This window comes from Pseudonocardia sp. DSM 110487, assembly GCF_019468565.1.
Classification (GTDB): Bacteria; Actinomycetota; Actinomycetes; order Mycobacteriales; family Pseudonocardiaceae; genus Pseudonocardia.
On the sequence record NZ_CP080521.1, the window covers coordinates 3996108 to 4014362 of the forward strand.

19 protein-coding genes are annotated in these 18255 nt (G+C 71.9%); 16 read left to right on the top strand and 3 right to left on the bottom strand.

Going from position 1 to position 18255, the window contains the following annotated elements:
- Positions 1–9: 9 nt before the first annotated feature.
- On the top strand, positions 10–1212 hold the full coding sequence (locus tag K1T35_RS18640) for an ABC transporter substrate-binding protein (protein WP_220261389.1): 1203 nt from the start codon (positions 10–12) through the stop codon (positions 1210–1212).
- 157 nt (positions 1213–1369) lie between these two features.
- Here the strand turns inward: K1T35_RS18640 and K1T35_RS18645 are convergent, their stop codons facing one another.
- Positions 1370–2155, bottom strand: coding sequence for an SDR family NAD(P)-dependent oxidoreductase (locus K1T35_RS18645; RefSeq protein ID WP_220261390.1), 786 nt, complete (start codon positions 2153–2155; stop codon positions 1370–1372).
- Between the two features lie 109 nt (positions 2156–2264).
- Between K1T35_RS18645 and K1T35_RS18650 the strand changes: the two genes are divergently transcribed.
- Positions 2265–3794 carry a GMC family oxidoreductase gene (locus K1T35_RS18650; protein WP_220261391.1) on the top strand — a complete coding sequence of 510 codons (1530 nt, stop codon included), beginning with the start codon at positions 2265–2267 and terminating at the stop codon, positions 3792–3794.
- Between the two features lie 4 nt (positions 3795–3798).
- Here K1T35_RS18650 and K1T35_RS18655 read toward each other — a convergent pair whose 3' ends face one another.
- Both K1T35_RS18655 and K1T35_RS18660 read right to left on the bottom strand, forming a co-directional pair.
- Positions 3799–4641 (bottom strand): mycofactocin-coupled SDR family oxidoreductase, encoded by an 843-nt coding sequence (locus K1T35_RS18655; RefSeq protein WP_220261392.1) that lies wholly within the window; start codon positions 4639–4641, stop codon positions 3799–3801.
- 10 nt (positions 4642–4651) lie between these two features.
- Positions 4652–5449 carry an SDR family NAD(P)-dependent oxidoreductase gene (locus tag K1T35_RS18660; RefSeq protein WP_220261393.1) on the bottom strand — a complete coding sequence of 266 codons (798 nt, stop codon included), beginning with the start codon at positions 5447–5449 and terminating at the stop codon, positions 4652–4654.
- Between the two features lie 89 nt (positions 5450–5538).
- Here K1T35_RS18660 and K1T35_RS18665 point away from each other — a divergent pair, with 89 nt between their 5' ends.
- The 14 genes from K1T35_RS18665 to K1T35_RS18730 all read left to right on the top strand — a co-directional run bounded on the left by K1T35_RS18665 (position 5539) and on the right by K1T35_RS18730 (position 18251).
- Entirely contained in the window at positions 5539–7095 is a 1557-nt protein-coding gene (locus K1T35_RS18665) for an aldehyde dehydrogenase (protein WP_220261394.1), read from the top strand.
- Positions 7095–8417, top strand: a complete 1323-nt coding sequence (locus K1T35_RS18670) for an FAD-binding protein (protein ID WP_220261395.1) — start codon at positions 7095–7097, stop codon at positions 8415–8417. Before K1T35_RS18665 ends, K1T35_RS18670 begins: the two co-directional genes overlap by 1 nt.
- Positions 8418–8496: 79 nt before the next feature.
- Complete coding sequence (locus K1T35_RS18675) at positions 8497–9285, top strand: enoyl-CoA hydratase/isomerase family protein (RefSeq protein WP_220261397.1); 789 nt, start codon at positions 8497–8499, stop codon at positions 9283–9285.
- Positions 9286–9319: 34 nt separating this feature from the next.
- Complete coding sequence (locus K1T35_RS18680; protein ID WP_220261398.1) at positions 9320–10321, top strand: phosphotransferase family protein; 1002 nt, start codon at positions 9320–9322, stop codon at positions 10319–10321.
- A complete protein-coding gene (locus tag K1T35_RS18685; RefSeq protein ID WP_220261399.1) occupies positions 10318–11091 on the top strand; it encodes an SDR family NAD(P)-dependent oxidoreductase in 774 nt (257 codons plus the stop codon). Before K1T35_RS18680 ends, K1T35_RS18685 begins: the two co-directional genes overlap by 4 nt.
- Positions 11088–12314 (top strand): acyl-CoA dehydrogenase family protein, encoded by a 1227-nt coding sequence (locus K1T35_RS18690; RefSeq protein WP_255622190.1) that lies wholly within the window; start codon positions 11088–11090, stop codon positions 12312–12314. The genes K1T35_RS18685 and K1T35_RS18690 overlap by 4 nt, the downstream gene beginning before the upstream one ends.
- Positions 12311–13102 carry an SDR family NAD(P)-dependent oxidoreductase gene (locus tag K1T35_RS18695; protein ID WP_220261404.1) on the top strand — a complete coding sequence of 264 codons (792 nt, stop codon included), beginning with the start codon at positions 12311–12313 and terminating at the stop codon, positions 13100–13102. The genes K1T35_RS18690 and K1T35_RS18695 overlap by 4 nt, the downstream gene beginning before the upstream one ends.
- Positions 13099–13530 carry a Zn-ribbon domain-containing OB-fold protein gene (locus K1T35_RS18700; protein ID WP_220261405.1) on the top strand — a complete coding sequence of 144 codons (432 nt, stop codon included), beginning with the start codon at positions 13099–13101 and terminating at the stop codon, positions 13528–13530. The genes K1T35_RS18695 and K1T35_RS18700 overlap by 4 nt, the downstream gene beginning before the upstream one ends.
- A complete protein-coding gene (locus K1T35_RS18705) occupies positions 13523–14668 on the top strand; it encodes a thiolase family protein (RefSeq protein ID WP_220261406.1) in 1146 nt (381 codons plus the stop codon). Before K1T35_RS18700 ends, K1T35_RS18705 begins: the two co-directional genes overlap by 8 nt.
- Positions 14669–14682: 14 nt before the next feature.
- Positions 14683–15990 carry an acyl-CoA dehydrogenase family protein gene (locus K1T35_RS18710; RefSeq protein ID WP_220261407.1) on the top strand — a complete coding sequence of 436 codons (1308 nt, stop codon included), beginning with the start codon at positions 14683–14685 and terminating at the stop codon, positions 15988–15990.
- A complete protein-coding gene (locus K1T35_RS18715) occupies positions 15983–17101 on the top strand; it encodes an acyl-CoA dehydrogenase family protein (protein WP_220261408.1) in 1119 nt (372 codons plus the stop codon). Before K1T35_RS18710 ends, K1T35_RS18715 begins: the two co-directional genes overlap by 8 nt.
- Positions 17102–17169: 68 nt before the next feature.
- Positions 17170–17535: a nuclear transport factor 2 family protein gene (locus K1T35_RS18720; protein ID WP_220261409.1), complete on the top strand. Its 366-nt coding sequence runs from the start codon at positions 17170–17172 to the stop codon at positions 17533–17535.
- A complete protein-coding gene (locus K1T35_RS18725) occupies positions 17532–17927 on the top strand; it encodes a hypothetical protein (RefSeq protein ID WP_220261410.1) in 396 nt (131 codons plus the stop codon). The genes K1T35_RS18720 and K1T35_RS18725 overlap by 4 nt, the downstream gene beginning before the upstream one ends.
- 3 nt (positions 17928–17930) lie before the next feature.
- Positions 17931–18251 (top strand): EthD family reductase, encoded by a 321-nt coding sequence (locus K1T35_RS18730; protein ID WP_220261411.1) that lies wholly within the window; start codon positions 17931–17933, stop codon positions 18249–18251.
- Positions 18252–18255: the final 4 nt, after the last annotated feature.

Sequence of the window (18255 nt, forward strand, 5' to 3'; positions counted from 1 at the left end):
GGAGCGGACATGGTTCGTCGACACCTCCGCCTCCTCGTCCCCCTGCTGACCGTGACGGCGCTCGCCGTGAGCGCGTGCGGTGGTTCCGCCGGTAGCGGTGGCTCGGGCGACGGCGGCGGCTCCATCAAGATCGGCGCCTGGATTCCGCTGAGCGGTCCGCAGGCGGCCTCCGGCGTACCGCAGGCCGCAGGCGCGAATGCGTACTTCGCCCGGCTCAACGAGAACGGCGGCATCAACGGGCGCCAGGTCGAGTGGATCGTCAAGGACAACGCCTACGACCCCCAGCAGACGGTCCAGGCGGCGCGCCGGCTCATCGGGCAGGACCAGGTCGTCGCGATCGTGAACGCCAACGGCGTCGCACCGTCGGAGGCGGCGTTCCCCTTCGTTCTCGAGCAGTCCAAGGTGCCGGTCGTCAACCACTACGGCGGCATCGAGCCGTGGTACGAGCCGGCGCGGCCACTGCTGTTCGGCACGCAGACCCTCTACGAGGACCAGGCGGCGGCGATGGCGGCCTGGGCGGTCGAATCCGGCGCGCGCCGGCTCCTGGTGGTGCACGACGACCCGAAGGCCTTCGCCGACGTCGCTGCGCAGATCGAGCCCGCCGCCGAGCGGGCCGATCCCTCGACCACGGTCACCGCGCTGCCGGTGAAGCTCGGCACCACGGACTACGCCCCGGTGGTGAGCTCGGTTCGCGCCGCGGCCCCCGACGCGGTGATGCTGATCGTGCCCGCACCCGAGGCGGCGGCCTACCTCAAGGAGGCCAAGCTCCAGGGTGTGGCTGCACCCGCCTACGGCTACGCGCCCACTGCGTCGTCGACGACCGTGACGCTCGCTGGCGACGCCGCCGAGGGATTCCGGGCGGTCTCCCTGACCAAGGTGCCCTCCGATCCCAGTCCGGAGATGCAGCAGTTCCGCGACGCGATGGCGAAATACGCGCCGGACCAGCCCGCCGACTTCTCCACCCTGCTCGGATACGCCAACGCGGCCGTCTTCGCCGAGATCGCGAAAACGATCAACGGACCGATCACCGCGGAGTCCCTTGTCGCCGCGTACGAGAACGCCGGCAAGGTGTCGACGGGGGTGGCACCGGACATGACCTTCTCGGCCACGCAACACCTCGGAACGGACGACGTGCAGCGAACGGTCGTCCAGGGTGGGGAGTGGGTGGCGGAGGGCGACTTCGTCAGCGCACCTGAGCGAGTCCGGTCGTGAGCAAGGGCAGCCGGCGCCGAGATGGCACTGAGCGCGGTTCGGGGAAGATCGAACAGCGCTGGACGCCATCTCGCCGGGTGCGCGCGGCCACGACAGGGCCGGGCCACGTCCCGGTGGCCGCGAGGTCCCGACGCCGCAGATCATGTCCGGCCGCGGGTCAGCGGGCCGTCCAGCCGCCGTCGACGTAGAGCTCTGAGCCGGTCACGAACGCGGCGTCGCCACTGGCGAGGAATGCGACGGCGGCCGCGACCTCCTCGGGCCGCCCGAGGCGTGCCATCGGGGTGCCCTCCAGCATCGCATCGTGCCGCGGGGTGCCGCCGAAGCGCTCCAGGAGCTGGCGGGTCCCGATGAACCCGGGATGCAGTGAGTTCACCCGGACACCGCGAGCGGCCCAGTGCAGGGCGGCGTTCTTCGTCATGGTCCGCACGGCCCCCTTCGCGGCCGCATACGCGAGGCTGTTCCCGAGACCGCCGACGGTGCCGAGGATCGAGCAGACGTTCACGATCGACCCGCCGCCGCTCTGCTCGATGAGCGGCCCGCCGTGCTTCATCCCGAGCCAGGTGCCCAGCTGGTCCACGGCCACGACGGCGTCCCAGCGTTCGCGGGTCTCGTCCTCGACGGTGCCCAGGCTGCCGATGCCGGCGTTGTTCACCAGGACGTCGAGCCGGCCGAATTCGGCGCGCACACGCTCGACCGCCGCCCGCCATGCGTCCTCGTCGCCCACGTCGAGGGCCAGGACGAGGTGCTCGCCCGGCAGTTCGCCCACCAGCTGGGCGCAGGGGGCCGCGTCGAGGTCGGTGGCCACGACCTGCGCTCCTTCCGCGGCGAGCCGGCGCACGATCTCGGTTCCGATGCCGCCGGTCGAACCGGTCACCAGCGCGACGCAGCCGGTGAGGCGGACGCAGGACGCGGTCGGCTGGGAGTCATTATCGCGCTCTGCCACAGGGTTCTCCTCGTTGACTGCCTGACATGAGTTCAGTTAGGTTAGCGCGGCCCTGCAACGAGGAAGGGCGGTCAATGAAGATCGACTCAGTATCTGGGGTGACGCGCCGATGACTCGACGGCACATCGTGATCTGCGGCGGCGGCTCGGCGGGCTGCGTGCTCGCCGCACGGCTGAGCGAGGACCCGGCGACCGAGGTGACCCTCCTCGAGGCGGGCCCCGACTACCCCGACCTGTCGGTGCTCGCCGCCGCGGACGTCCGCAACGCCTGGTCGTTCGGCTTCACCAGCCACGACTGGGGGTACTCCTCCGACGACCACATCCCGGCGTCGGCGAACGCGCCCACGTTCGCGATCGTCGAGCAGGGCGTCCTGCCGGTGCTGCGGGGGAAGGTGATGGGCGGGTCGTCGGCGGTCAACGCCACCAACGCGCTGCGTCCCACTCCCGCCGACCTCGACCGCTGGGTGGGCCTCGGCGCGAACGATTGGTCGTGGCAGCAGGTGCTGCCGTACCTGCGCAAGCTCGAGCGCGACCCGATGGGCGGAGAGCTGCACGGCACGGACGGTCCGATCCCGATCCACCGCTGGACCGCGGCCAACGGGCTCCGCCCGGTCATGGCGGCGTTCGTCGAGGCGTGCGCGGAGGCCGGGCACCCGGTTGTCGAGGACCTCAACGGTGCCGCGCAGCGCGGCGCGGGCCCGGTGCCGCTCAACCAGGTCGACGGCGTCCGGCAGAGCTCGGCGGCCACCTACCTCGCCGCGGCCCGGGGCCGCCCGAACCTGACGGTGCGCGACGGGGTCGAGGTCGACCACGTCGAGTTCGACGGCGACCGCGCGGTCGCGGTCCGGCTGGTCGGTGGGGAACGCGTGGCGGCGGACCTGGTCGTGCTGTCCGCGGGCAGCATCGGCAGCCCGTCGATCCTCATGCGTTCGGGCGTCGGGCCCGCGGACCTGCTCGACCGGCTGGGGATCCCGGTGGTGTCCGGCCTCGACGGCGTCGGGCAGAAGCTCGAGGACCACCCGCTCGTGTACGTCACCTACGAGGCCGATCCCGATGCCGTCGGGGACCTGCTCCCGCCGCTCCAGACGATGCTCGCGTTCAGCTCGGCGGGACCGGCGACCGACGCCGAGGTGGACCTGCACGCGATCCCGTTCACCCTCGCACCGGGACAGCTGATCGTCGCCGTCGGCCTGGTGCGGCCGATGTCGATGGGCAGCGTGGAGATCCGGTCGCGCGACCCGCGCGACGCGCCGAAGGTGCTGCTGAACCTCGTGCACCACCCCGGCGACCTGCGCCGGCTGACCACCGGTGTCGCGGCCGTCCGCGACATCGTCAGCTCCGGCCCGATGGCCAAGTACGTCGGCGCCGAGCTGTGGCCGGGTCCGGATGTGACCTCGCCCGGGCAGCTGGCCAGTGCGGTGCTGGAAGCCAAGAACACCTACGCGCACGCCGTGGGCACCTGCAGCATGGGCGACGCCGGGTTGCCGTGGGCCGTCGTCGACCAGCAGTGCGCGGTGCACGGCGTGACCGGGCTCCACGTCGTGGACGCGTCGGTGATGCCGTCGATCCCGTCGGTACCCACCAACTTGACGACGATGATGATCGCCGAGCGATGCGCCGACACGCTCGCGGCGTCCTGAGGCGTCAGCCCTTCTTGATGACGTTCCCGGCGTCGACGGGCAGTGCGACGCCTGTGACGTAGCGGGCCGCGTCCGAGCACAGCCACAGCACGGCTTCCGAGACGTCGGCCGGCTCGATCCACGGCACGTCGGGCAGGACGTTGAGGCGCGTGAAGGGTGCGCGGACGTCGGCCTCGGTCGGGTCGGCCACATCGGGCGCGAAGAGCTTGAACGTTTCGGCGTTGAAGATGAGCGGTGTGCTCACTGCTGTGGGGCACACCGAGTTCACGCGGATCCCGTGCGGCCCGAGCTCCTGCGCGAGCACCTTCATGAACCCGATGATCCCGTGCTTTGCCGCCGTGTAGTGCGCGGTGTTCCGGTGACCGAGCAGGCCGGCGGTGGAGCTGGTGAGGACGACCGAACCGCCCTGCCCGCGCTCGACCATCGACGGCAGTGCCGCGCGGGTGGTGTTGAAGACGCCGGTGAGGTTGACGTCGATCATGTCCTTCCAGACCTGCTCGGACATCTCCCAGCTGACCGACCACGAGCCGACGCCCGCGTTGGCGCACACGATGTCGATCTTTCCGAGTTCGGCCAGCCCGGCGTCGACGACCTTCTGCACCTGGCCGAGGTCGCGCACGTCGGCGATCCCCGTGACGGCGCGACGCCCGCGGGCCTCGACCTGTGCCGCGGTGTCCTTGAGGTCGTCGGCGGTGGCCAGCCCGTAGCTGACCGTCGAAACGGCGTCCGCGCAGATGTCCAGCGCGATGATGTCGGCGCCCTCGTCGGCCAGACGGAGGGCATGCGATCTGCCCTGGCCGCGCCCGGCCCCGGTGATGAACGCGACCTTGCCGTCGAATGATCCCATTTCCGCTCCTTCAGACCGTGAACCGGCCGCCGTTGCTGAGCAGGACCGCGCCCACCACGTTGGACGCGCCTGGAGATGCGAGGTAGAGGATGTTGTCCGCGAGCTCGTCCGGCGCGGCGTAGCCGAGCGGCCCTGCCGCCGCCATCGACTGCCGCACGGCTGCCGGCGTGCGGGCGGCCATGGGCGTGTCGACCGGGCCCGGTGCGACGACGTTGACCCGCACGCCGAACGCGGCCGCCTCCTTGGCGACCGCCTGCGCGAGGGCATGCACGCCCGCCTTGGACGCGGCGTAGTGGGGGTAGCCGGTGAGCGTGTCGAACGCTGCCGACGACCCCACCATGACGATGGTGCCGCGACCGGCCGGGACCATCGCGCGCACCGCGGCGCGCAGCACGTGGAAGGTCCCGTCGAGATTGATCGACATGACCCGGCGCCACTGCTCGTCGGTGAGGTGCCGGAACACGTCGACGGGTTCACCCGACTGCTGCGCGGCGAGGATCCGGTGCTTGGCCTCCGGGTCGTCGATCCCCGCGGTGTTCACCACGACATCGAGCCGGCCGTGTTCCGCGACGATCCGGTCGACCTGCGCGTCCACGTCCGGGGCGGCGGTCACGTCCACGGTGACCGCGCGACCGGACCGGGTTCCCGCTGCCACCGTCTTCGCGCCTTCGGAGTCGATGTCGGCGACGTAGATCGCGGCGCACCCTTCGCGGTCGAACCGGCGGACGGCGGCTGCGCCGATTCCGGATCCGCCCCCGGTGACCAGCACGATCGCGTCCTCGAATCGCCTGCCAGGGGTTCCAGTCATGCGTCCTTGCTCCCTTGTGAGGCCGCGCTGCCGGTGGCTACATTGAACCAAACTAGGTTCAGTTAGGGCAACGGCGTCCAGGAGGATCAGTGTCGACACGCGATCACGAGGCTTTCTTCATCGACGGCGCGTGGCGACGGGCCGAGGGTGCGGACCACTTCGACGTCATATCCCCGAGGTCGGAGCGGCGCATCGGACGCGTGCCGGCCGCGTCGAGGGCCGACATCGATGCCGCGGTCGCCGCCGCCCGGAAGGCGTTCGACGAGGGGGAGTGGCCTCGGCTCACGCCCGCGGAGCGGGCCGACTACCTGACCCGGCTGGCGGACGGCCTCGGCAAGCGGCAGGCCGAGCTCGCCGAGCTGATCACCGAGGAGCTCGGCTGCCCGCTGTTCCTGTCGCAGGTGTACCAGGCCGTCGCACCGGTCATGAGCTTCAACTACGCCGCCGAGGTTGGTCGCAGCCTGCAGACGGCCGAGGTGCGGATCAGCGACCTCTCGCCGCTTGCCGCCAGCTCGGCCGGCGGCAGCATCATCCCGATGGCCGGGGCGAGCCTGGTCGTCAAGGAGCCGGTCGGGGTCGTCGCGAGCTTCCCCGCGTACAACTTCGCGCTGGCCGCGATCGGCCAGAAGGTCGGGCCGGCGCTGGTCGCGGGCTGCACGGTCGTCGTGAAGGTGACCGAACCCAACCCCCTCGCCACCTTCGTCGTCGGCGAGGTCTGTGCGGAGATCGGCCTGCCGCCGGGCGTGCTGAACATCGTGGCCGCCCGGCCGGCGGAGTCCGAGTACCTCGTGCGCCACCCCGGCGTGGACATGGTCAGCTTCACGGGTTCGCACGTCGTCGGCGCCAAGATCGCCGCAGCCTGCGGCGAGCTCATCCGGCCGTGCGTCCTCGAGCTCGGCGGCAAGTCCGCCGCGATCGTGCTGGAGGATGCCAAGCTGGAGGACGTGCTGCCGGTCCTCATCGGGACCAGCGTCGGCACCAACTCGGGCCAGAGCTGCGTCGCCCAGACCCGGCTCCTGGTGCCCGAGTCGCAGTACGACACCTACGCCGAAGCCCTGGCCGAGGGTTTCGCGTCCCTGAAGGTCGGTGACCCGATGGACGCCGACACGGTGGTCGGGCCGCTGGTGACGGCGGCGCAGCGGGATCGGGTCGAGCACTACGTCGACCTCGCCCGCAAGGAGGGCGCGACGATCGCGACCGGCGGACGCCGGCCGCCGCACCTCGACCGGGGCTGGTACTACGAGCCCACGCTGATCACGAACGCGGACAACGACATGCGGGTGTCGCGGGAGGAGATCTTCGGCCCCGTCGCGTCGCTCATCCCGCACCGGGGCGAGGACGACGCGGTGCGCATCGCGAACGACAGCGAGCTCGGGCTGGCCGGCTCGGTGTTCACGCAGGACACCGAGCACGGGTTCGAGATCGCGCGGCGGGTGCGCACCGGTACGTTCTCGGTCAACACCTTCGCCGCCGACCTCGGCTCGCCGTTCGGTGGCTTCAAGAAGTCCGGGCTCGGTCGCGAGCACGGACCGTACGCCGTGCAGGAGTACCTGCTGACGAAGACGATCTCGGTCGACCCCAGCCGGGAACTGCCCGAGTCGGTCACGGCGGGCGTGCCGCGCGGGACGGGGCCGGGGACGCGCTGATGGCGGCCGCGTCCGAGGTCGACTTGCTGGTCGTCGGCGGCGGGATGGCCGGGCTGACGGCGGCCGCCCGGGCCGCTCTTCTCGGCGCGCGGGTGCTGCTCGTGGAGCGCGGACCGACGCTCGGCGGTTCCGGGATCTACGCCGGCTTCATCTGGACGGCGCCGACCCACGAGGTGATGGGGGAGGTGAACCCCGAGGGCGATCCCGCGTTGCGGGCGGCGCTCGTCGACGGGTTCGCCGGGGCCGTGGAGTGGATCCGCTCGCTCGGCGTGGAGTGCCGCGATGCGGTGCCGGTCCTGCGGTACGGGCGGGGCCACCAGCTCGACACCGGGCAGTACATCGGGCTGTGCGAGCGGATCGTCCGCGAGCGGGGCGAGGTGCTCACCGAAGCGGACACCACCGACCTCCTGAGCGAGGGCGGTGCGGTGACGGGTGGAGTGGTGCGGCTCGCGGGCGGCACCCGCACTGTGCGCGCGGGCGCGACGCTGCTCGCCACCGGCGGGTTCCAGGCTGATCCCGCCCTGCGGGCGGAACTGATCCATCCCGCGGCCCGGGACGTCGAACTGCGATCCAACCCGGGTAGCCGCGGGGACGGGCTGCGGCTGGCGCGATCGGTGGGGGTGGAGGTCGAGCCGGACGGCGCAGGCTTCTACGGCCACCTCATCCCCGCGGGGGTGTCGCTCTCCGACCCGGCGCTGTTCGTCGACCTCGCGCTCTATTACAGCGAGCACGCGCTGCTGTTCAACCTCGCGGGCGAGCGCTTCGTCGACGAGACCGTCGGCGACCACCTCACGACCAGCGCCCTGATGGCCCAGCCGGAGGCGCGTGGCCTGCTCGTCGCCGACGCGCGGGTGTACCGCGAGTGGATCACCGGGTCGTACGTGGCCGGGATCCCGGGCATCGACAAATTCGCTCTCGCGCGGCGGCGTGGCGCCCGGTGCGCGATCGCCGAGAGCACCGCCGAGTTCGCGGACATGCCCGAGGAGTGGGGCTACGATGGGGCGCGGATCGGCGCCGCGATCGACGAGATCAACAAGAGCGGCCGGGCGCCCGACCCGGACCGGCGCTATGACCCCGCGCCGCTGACCGAGCCGCCGTTCTACGTCGTGGAGGCGCGGCCGGCGGTGACCTTCCCCTTCACCGGGCTGCGCATCGACGTCCACACGCGGGTGCTCGGCGCCGACGGGCGTCCAGTGCCGGGCCTGTACGCGGCGGGCGCGGACGCCGGTGGGCTCTATCGGGGCGCCTACGCGGGTGGGGTTGCTCCGGCGGTGGTGTTCGGGCTGGCCGCGGCGGACGCGGTGGCGGGCGCCCACGTGTAGGAGACCGCGGACGTGGCCTTGACACGGGCTTCCCACGGGTCGCAGAATCTAGCTGAATTCAGTTCAATTTGGAGGATCGATGGCCGTCGAGGACGACATCCAGTTCGAGCGCGACGGACACATCGCGCGGATCTGGTTCAACCGCCCGCACAAGCGCAACTGCATCACCGTGCCGATGCTCCACCGGCTCGACGAGATCATCACTGAGATCGAGGCCGACCCGGAGCTGCGGGTCGTGGTGGTGCGGGGCCGGGAGGGCACGTTCTCGTCCGGGTTCGACCTGGACAGCCTGCAGGCCGACTTCATCGGCACGAGCACCGCGATGGACGTCGCCGTGGTGTCTGCGAAGGTCTGCGACCGGCTCTACAGCATGAGCAAGCCGTCGGTCGCGGTGCTCGAGGGCTACGTCACCGCGGGCGGCTTCGAGGTGATGATCTCCTGCGACTTCGCGATCGCCGAGGACACCGCCCTCATCGGGGACTTCCACATCCGCCGGGCCCTCTTCGGTGGAGCCGGCCCGATCTACCGGCTGCCCCGCATGATCGGCATCCGCAAGACGAAGGAGCTGATGCTCACCGGCAAGCTGCTCACCGGTATCGAGGCCGCCGACTTCGACCTCGTGAACAAGAGCGCGCCGGCCGCCGAGCTCGACGAGACGGTGGAGGAGTTCATCTCCCACCTGGTCGACAAGAGCCCGTTCCAGATGAAGCTCACCAAGATGGCCGTCGACCGCGGGCTCGACGCCGACATCGCCTCGCTGATGGTGCTCGAGCACCTCGCCGTCGGCGTCACGCTCAACTCGCAGGACGCCGCCGAGGGTGTGGCCGCGTTCCTCGAGAAGCGTGAGCCGAAGTGGACCGGCCGCTGACGGTCTGCACCACCAGCCTGGTTCGGGAGCCGCAATGACGCAGATCGCCACGAGCAGGGACGCCGATCCGGCGCTCGCCGCCCGGGTCCGCCGCACGCTCGGCGCGCCCGACGCGGGACCGCTCGCCGTGCTCGAGGGCGGGCGTTCCGGGCTCACGTACGTCATCTCCGACCGGGGCACCCGGCGGGTCGTCAAGGCGGTCCCGCCGGGCAGCAAGGCGGTGGGGCGCAACGACGTGCTGCGCCAGTCGTATGTCCTCTCCGCCCTCGCGGGCCGCGACGTCCCGGTGCCGCGGGTGATCGCCCGGGACGCCGAGGAGCCCGCGTGGTTCGCGATGGAGTTCGCCGAGGGAGCGGCGCTCGAGCCCGTGTTCGAGCCGCTCCCCGTCGAGACCTCCCGCAGGCGAATGGTCACGGCCGCAGCCGTCCTCGGTCGGCTCCATGCCGTCCCGCCGGCCGACCTCGGGCCACGGCTGCGCGAGGCGGGGCGCAAGCTGCCCGCACCCGCGGATCCCGCGGACGAGCTCGAGCGGTGGACCCGCACGATGCACGCGGTGCCCGAGGAGCTCCGGCCTGGATCGGCGGAGCTGCTCGCGGCGCTGGCCGCGAACGTGCCGCCGCCTGTCGCGCCGGTGCTGGTGCACGGTGACTTCCGGCTGGGCAACCTGATGTTCGCGGGGGATGCGCCGACTGCGCTGGTCGACTGGGAGATCTGGGGTGTCGGCGACCCCCGGGTCGACCTCGGCTGGTTCGGCGTCTTCACCGACGGTGAGCTGTTCCCCGGCGTCGGCCGGGCGGTCCCCGGGCTGCCCTCCGAGGACGACCTCGACGCGGCCTACCGGGAGTCCCGCGGGTGCGACGGTGGCACCGCTGGGGACATCGCCTGGTTCCGGGCGCTGGGCCGGATGAAGATGGCCGCGATCATGGGGCACAACCTGCGCCGCCACCGCGAGGGTCGCCACCACGATCCGGTGCAGGAACAGCTCCCGCCGACGATCGCCGCGCTGATCGCCTCCGGTCTGGAGCTCGTGACATGAGTATCGAGATCCGCCGGCCGGGTGAGCTGTTCGACCTCACTGGACGTACCGCGCTCGTCACCGGGGCCTCGTCCGGTCTCGGCGCCCGGTTCGCGCGGGTGCTCGCCACCGCCGGCGCGACCGTCTGGATCACCGCGCGACGCAAGGAACGGCTCGACGAGCTCGCGGCGAGCCATCCCGCGCTGCACGCGCTACCGGCCGATGTCTCCGCGGAGGCGGACCGGGAGTCCCTCGTCGCGGCCGTGGTCGCGGAGTCCGGGGCGATCGACGTCCTGGTCAACAACGCCGGAACGGACAGCGGCGCCGCCCCGCTCGACGAGACGTCGGCCCGGTTCGCCGAGGTCCTCGGCACGAACCTGGTCGGCCCCTTCCACCTCGCCCAGCTCGCTGCCCGCGCTGCGGGCGAGAACGGGCTGTCGGTGGTCAACATCAGCTCGATCCTGGGACTGGTGTCCGCGGCCCCGCTCGGCGGCGCGAGCTACGCCGCGGCGAAGGCGGGCCTGCTCGGACTGACTCGCGAGCTCGCCGGGCACTGGGGCGCGAGCGGGGTCCGCGTGAATGCGATCGCCCCAGGCTGGTTCCGCACCGAGATGAACGACGCCCTGTTCGACGACGAGCGCTCCCTCGCCTGGATCAAGCGCAACACGATGCTGCGGCGTCCCGGGAACATCGGCGAGCTCGACGGGGCACTGCTCTACCTGGCCTCCCCGGCTTCGAGCTACTGCACCGGGCAGGTCCTGGTCGTCGACGGGGGATGGACGGCGCGATGAGAACGACTGATCAGGAGCTGGCCGACTTCGCCGCCACGGCGCGCAAGTGGCTGGCCGAGCACGTCCCGCCGCGGGCCGATGAGGCAGGGCGGCCCGTGGCGGTGTTCCACGATCTGCCGCTCGAGGAGGAGCGCGCGCTGCTGGGCCGCATCCAGGAGTGGCTGCGGGTCAAGTTCGACGCGGGCTACGGCGCGCTGTCATGGCCGGTCGAGCACGGTGGCGCCGGGCTCTCGGCGCTGCACGAGGAGGCGTTCGCCGAGGTCGAGCGCGAGTTCGACACGCCGGGCCAGCATGAGCTGACGTCGGTGAGCACGGCACTGATCGCCCCGACCGTGCAGATGTTCGGCACGGACGCGCAGAAGGCACGCCTGGTGCGGCCGTTGCTGCGCGGGGACGCGCTGGCCTGCCAGCTGTTCTCGGAGCCATCGGCGGGCTCCGACCTGGCCGGCCTCGCGACCCGCGCGGTCCGCGACGCCGACGACTGGGTGGTGAACGGGCAGAAGGTCTGGAGCTCCGGCGCCCAATTCGCGGGCTGGGGCGAGCTGATCGCCCGCACCGACCCGGACGCGCCGAAGCACAAAGGACTCACCGCGTTCCTGCTGCCGATGGACACCCCGGGGGTGGACGTGCGGCCGCTGCGGCAGATGTCGGGTGGATCGTCGTTCTGCGAGGTGTTCCTCGACGATGTCCGCATCCCGGACTCGCTGCGGCTCGGCGAGGTCGGCGGCGGGTGGGCCGTGACGCTCGCGACCCTGGGGTTCGAGCGCGGCCACTCCGGGGCGACCGCCGACGTCGGCGGGGGATTCGCGCAGCTGCTCGACACCGCCCGGCAGCTCGGCCGCACCGGTGACCCGGACGTCCGCCGGGTGCTCGCCGAGGTGTGGGTGGCCGAGCGGCTGGCGGCGGTGGCCGCACAGCGGGACCGGGAGACGCAGCTCGCCGGCGCGGAGCCGGGCCCGCTGGGCTCGCTGCGCAAGCTGGCGTGGTCGCAGCGGCTGGCCCTGGTGTCCGGGGCGGCGGCGGTGGTGCTGGGGCCCCGCCTGGTCGCCGACCACGGAGACGGGACGTTCCGCTGGACCGAGCACGTGCTCGGCGCGCCGGGCTACCGCATCGCCGGGGGCAGCGACGAGATCCAGCGCACGATCATCGGGGAGCGCCTGCTGGGCCTGCCGCCCGAACCGCGCGCCGACCGCAATGTGCCGTGGAAGGACATCCCGCGATGAGTGTCGCCGAGGCCGTCGCGGCGGCCCGCGCCGTCGAACAGCCCCTCGCCGGGCGCACCGCGCTGGTCACCGGCGGCTCCCGCGGGCTGGGCCGCGAGATCGCGATCGCGTTCGCCGCCGCGGGCGCGGACGTCGCCGTCGTGTCCCGGAAGAAAGAGGCGTGCGAGGCGCTCGCCGAGGAGCTGGCCGCGGCCACCGGGCGCCGGGTCAGCGCGCATGGCGCGCACGTCGGGGACTGGGACCGGCTCACCACTCTGCTCGACGAGGTGGCCGAGGCCCTCGCGCCGGTCGACGTGCTCGTCAACAACGCCGGGATCGCGCCGCTCTACCCGAGCCTCGACGAGGTGTCGGAGGAGCTGTTCGACAAGGTGATCGCGGTCAACCTGAAGGGCCCGTTCCGGTTGATGGCCGCCGCGGGGAAGCGGATGGCCGCGAATGGCGGCGGGGTGATGCTCAACATCTCCTCGATCGCCTCGGGCCGGCCGACCGCGTCCGACCTGCCGTATGCGGCAGCGAAGGCTGCGCTCAACACGCTGACCGCCGGGTTCGCCCAGGAGTACGGGCCGAGCGTGCGGGTGAACACGATCCTGGCCGGGCCGTTCTTCACCGACATCAGCCGCGCCTGGGACATGGCCGCGTTCGAGGAGATGGCCGCGGACTGGCCTGCGCGCCGCGGCGGCGACCCCGCGGAGATCGTCGGGGCCGCCCTGTACCTGTGCGGCCCGGCCGCGAGCTACACGACCGGCGCCCTGCTCGCCGTCGACGGAGGAAGGTTGGCCGCGCCATGACCAATACTTCGATCAGGCTCGTGGACGACTCCCTGTTCACCGACACCCCGCAGGGAGTGGCGTTGCTGGGCAGCCGCTGCATGGACTGCTCGGCGTACACGTTCCCGCGCCAGGGCGGGTGCCCGCGGTGTACGGGGTCGGCGATGGAGGACGTACCGCTGTCGCGGACGGGGACGCTCTGGTCGTGGACGGTGCAGGGGTTCCGGCCCAAGGCGCCGTACTCCGGCTCCGAGCGGTACGAGCCCTACGGCGTCGGCTACGTCGAGCTGCCGGGGCAGCTCATCGTGGAGGCACGGCTCACCGAGACCGACCCCGAGCGGCTCGCGATCGGGATGCCGATGGTGCTGGAGCTGGTGCCGTTCTGCGACGACCCGGACGGGGTCCCGGCATACACGTTCGCGTTCGTGGCGGGAGATTCCGATGTCTGACGTGGCGATCGTGGGCATCGGGATGCACCGGTTCGGTCGCACCGAGGGCGTGTCCGGGCGGGCGCAGGCGGTGCACGCGGCGCGGGAGGCGCTGCACGACGCGGGCGTCCGGTTCCCGGACATGCGGTTCGGGTTCGGTGGCTCGCACTCGGCAGGTGACGCGGACACGCTGGTCTCCGAGCTGGGGCTGACCGGGCTGCCGTTCATCAACGTGGCCAACGGGTGCGCCACCGGTGGATCGGCGCTGATCGCGGCCGACGCGGCGATCCGCTCCGGGCAGCACAACATCGGCATCGTGATCGGGTTCGACAAGCACTCGCGGGGAGCGTTCAACACCGATCCGGCCGAGCACGGCATCGGTGAGTGGTACGGCGAGACCGGGTTGATGGTCACCACCCAGTTCTTCGGGTTGAAGATCCAGCGGTACCTGCACGATCACGGCATCGCGCCGGACGTGCTGGCGGCGATCGCCGAGAAGGCGTTCCGCAACGGGGCGCGCAACCCGATGGCGTGGCGGCGGAAAGAACTGTCGGCGGCCGAGATCGCCGCGGCGCCGATGATCTCCCACCCGCTGACGCAGTACATGTACTGCTCGCCGGGGGAGGGGGCGGTGGCGCTGGTGCTGTGCCGCGCGGACCGGGCCCGGGCGTACACCGACCGTCCGGTGTACCTGCGCGGCGCGGCGTTCCGGTCGCGGCGGTACGGGTCGTTCGAGGTGTTCTCGCCGTGGATCGCCAGCGAGCGCGCGGACTCGCCGACCGTGGAGGCCTCGGCGGCGGCGTTCGCCGCGGCCGGGATCGGGCCGGACGAGGTGGACGTGGCCCAGGTCCAGGACACCGAGTCCGGCGCCGAGCTGATGCACATGGCCGAGACCGGGCTGTGCGCACACGGGGAGCAGGAGAAGCTCATCGCCGAGGGCGCCACCGAGATCGAGGGCCGGTTTCCGGTGAACACCGACGGCGGCTGTCTCGCCAACGGGGAGCCGATCGGCGCGTCGGGGCTGAGGCAGGTCTACGAGTCGGTGCTGCAGCTGCGAGGGGACGCGGGCGCGCATCAGGTCCCGGGGAATCCGCGCGTCGGGTTCACCCACGTCTACGGGGCGCCGGGCATCTCCGCCTGCACCGTCCTCACCCGCTAGGAACGGAGCCGATCATGGCGTGGGACTTCGAGACCGACCCGGAGATCCAGGACGAGCTGGACTGGGTGGAGGAGTTCGTCCGCACCGAGGTGGAGCCGGTCGACCAGGTGATCGAGCACGCGTGGAACGTCCGCGACCCGCAGCGGAACGCGCTGATCAAGCCGCTGCAGCTGCAGGTGCGCGAGCGGAAGCTGTGGGCCTGTCACCTTGGGCCCGAACTGGGCGGGCCGGGGTACGGGCAGCTCCGGCTGGCCCTGCTGAACGAGAAGCTGGGGCGGACACACTCCGGGCCGGTGGTGTTCGGTTGCCAGGCCCCGGACTCCGGCAACGCGGAGATCCTCGCGCACTACGGCACCGACCACCTCAAGAAGACCTACCTCGAGCCGTTGATCGAGAACGAGATCGTGTCGTGCTTCTCGATGACCGAGCCGCACGGCGGATCCGACCCGACCGGGTTCCGCACCACGGCGGTCCTGGACGGCGACGAGTGGGTGATCAACGGGGAGAAGTGGTTCTCCTCGCATGCGCTCTTCGCCGATTTCCTCATCGTCATGGCGGTGACCGAGCCGGACGCGCCGCCGCACAGGTCCATGTCGATGTTCGTGGTGCCGGCCGACACCGCCGGGATCGAGCGCGTCCGGGACGTGTCGGTGTGGGGCCACGACGAGCCGGTCGGCACCCATCAGTACCTGCGCTACACCGACGTCCGGGTCCCGGCGGAGAACCTGCTCGGTGAGCGGGGCGGCGGGTTCGCCGTCGCGCAGACCCGGCTCGGCGGCGGCCGGATCCACCACGCCATGCGCACGGTCGGCCTCGTGCACCACGCGTTCGAGCTGATGACGCGGCGGGCCGTGTCGCGCACCACCAAGGGCGAGCGGCTCGCGGACAAGCAGCTCGTGCAGGAGATGATCGCCGACTCGTGGCTGCAGATCGAGCAGCTGCGGCTGCTCGTGCTGCGCACCGCCTGGAAGATCGACAGGTACAACGACTACCGCAAGGTGCGCGCGGACATCGCAGGAGTGAAGATCGCGATGCCGAAGGTGCTGATGGACGTCGCGTCACGGGCGATCCAGATCCACGGCTCGCTGGGCATCTCGAAAGAGCTGCCCTTCGGCAGGTGGGTCATGGAGTCGTTCCACATGGGGCTCGCCGACGGCGCCACCGAGGTGCACAAGGTCAACCTGGCGCGGGCGTTGCTGCGCGGCACCGAACCGGACGACGGGCTGTTCCCGCCCTACCTCCTGCCCACCCGCCGCGCCGAGGCCCGCGAGCGCTACGCCGACGTCTTGGCCGCTCTCGACGGGGAGGAGTCCGGTGCCTGAGCTCCGGATAACCCCTGACGCCGACACCGAGGAGCTCCGAGCCGTCGTTCGGACGTTCCTGCAGCGGAACTGCGACATCGAGGCGGTGTTCCGCGAGCTGAACGGCGACGACGGCTGGGCCCCGGCCGTGTGGTCACGGTTCGCGGGCGAGCTGGGCGCTGTCGCGCTCGACGTGCCCGAGGAACTGGGCGGTGCCGGTGCCTCGTTCCGCGAGGTCGCGGTCGTCGCCGAGGAGCTGGGGCGCTCCCTGGTCCGGCTGCCGTGGTTCTCCACCGCGATCCTCGGTGTCGGGGCGCTCCTGCACGCCGACGGCGACGGGGCGCACGCCGCCCGCGCTGAACTGCTTCCCGCACTCGCCTCCGGCGAGATGACGGCCACGCTCGCGCACGCGGAGGGGGTGGAGGGGGAGTCCACCCGGGCGGAACCGGACGGGGCGGGCTGGCGGCTGACCGGCGCGAAGACCCGGGTGATCGAGGGGACGACCGCCGACCTGATCCTGGTCTCCGCCCGAACCGGCACCGGGCTCGGGCTGTTCGCGGTGCCGGGGGGCGCGGCCGGGGTGACCCGCCACCCGCAGCGCACCCTTGATCCGAACCGCCCGCTCGCGACCGTGCGGCTGCGAGACGCTCGGGCCCGCGCGATCGGCGACCCCTCCGCCGCCGGGCCGGTGCTCGAGCTGGTGCGGGACCGGGCGGTCGCCGCGCTCGCCTGCGAGCAGACCGGCGGGGCCGCCGCCGCCCTGGACATGGCGGTCGCCTACGCGAAGGAGCGGATCCAGTTCGGCCGCCCGATCGGGAGCTTCCAGGCGATCAAGCACAGGTGCGCGGACATGGCGGTCGCGCTGGAGGCGGCCCGTTCGGCGGCGTCGTGGGCGGCCGCCGCGGCGGCCGACGCCCCGGAGGACCTCCCGCTCGCCGCCGCAACGGCGGCGCTGGCGTGCGGAGAGGCCTACTCCTTCGTCGCGGCGGAGACGGTGCAGGTACACGGCGGCATCGGGTTCACGTGGGAGCATCCCGCCCATCTGCATTTCCGCCGGGCGGCCACCAGCGCGACACTGTTCGGCGATCCGGCCCACCACCGCGAACGCCTGCTCGGCGCCCTGGCGATCTGATGCTTGCCCGCTCCGACCGCTGCTCGTATCGTCGATCGCAGCAAACTGAACTCAGCTCAGGAGGCTCAGTGGTCATCGTCGACTACTTCGATCGGCTCGACGGTCCGGATCCGATGAGCGGACTCGAGCTCGCAGAACCCGGCATCGAGTTCCTACTCGCCCTGCCCGACCGCGAGGTGCGGGGGAGTGGCCTCGACGATCTCGGGGCGTACATCTCCGGTCGCCCGGACGTCGGCCGCAAGCACGTGATCCTCCGCAGCAGCGTCGACCGCGACCTGGAGATGGTCTACGGCATCGTCACCGAGGGCGATGGACGGGGCACCGGCTCGTTCGTCTCGGTCGGGCTCGTCTCGCCGGCCGGGCGCCTTGCCCGCTACCAGTCGTTCTTCCACCCGGTGTTCGGGATGTACCCGCTGCCGGCGGTGCGGTCATGAGCGCGGTCGTGACGGCACCGGTCCTGACTCGCTGGTTCGCCACGATCGACTCGGACGCCCCGGAAGCGATCCTGGACCTGATCGCGCCCGACTTCCGGTTCTCGATCGTCTTCTCCTCGGGCGACGGGAAGGCCACCGACTTCGCCGGCGACCGGGCGGCGATGGAGGGTTACCTGGCCCAGCGGGAGAAGGGCGTGCTGACCCACCACATCCTGTCGGCGAGCACCGTCGGGGACGACGAGCTCGTCCTGGGCCAGGCGCGCCGTTCCGGCGCATTCGAGTCGACCTTCGTCGCCGCCGCCCGGCTGGACGCGGCGGGCCGCGTGCGGAGCCTGATGATCGGCCGGTCGCCCGCCCTCGACGTGGCCGGCCGCCAAGAGGAAGGACACTGAACGATGTTCAACCTTGCACTGCTGGCGGCGCGCCCGGCCGACTGGTCGCACGAGAAGTTCATCGACTGGTGGCGCGGCGAGCACGCGGAGATGACCTACCCGCTGCCGGGCCTGCGGGTGTGGCGGCACACCGCGGTGTCCAGCGCCCTCGAGCCACGCTCGGAGGGTTGGGACGGGCTCTCGGTGCTGAGCTTCGACTCCGAGGACGCCGCCCGGGCCGCGCTCGCCAGCCAGGAGTGGGCCGCCGCCGTCCGGCACGTCGGGGACATGCGCGGGCGGCGGATCGCGGTGCTCGGTGACGAGCGCGAGATGTACCGGAGCTGACGGG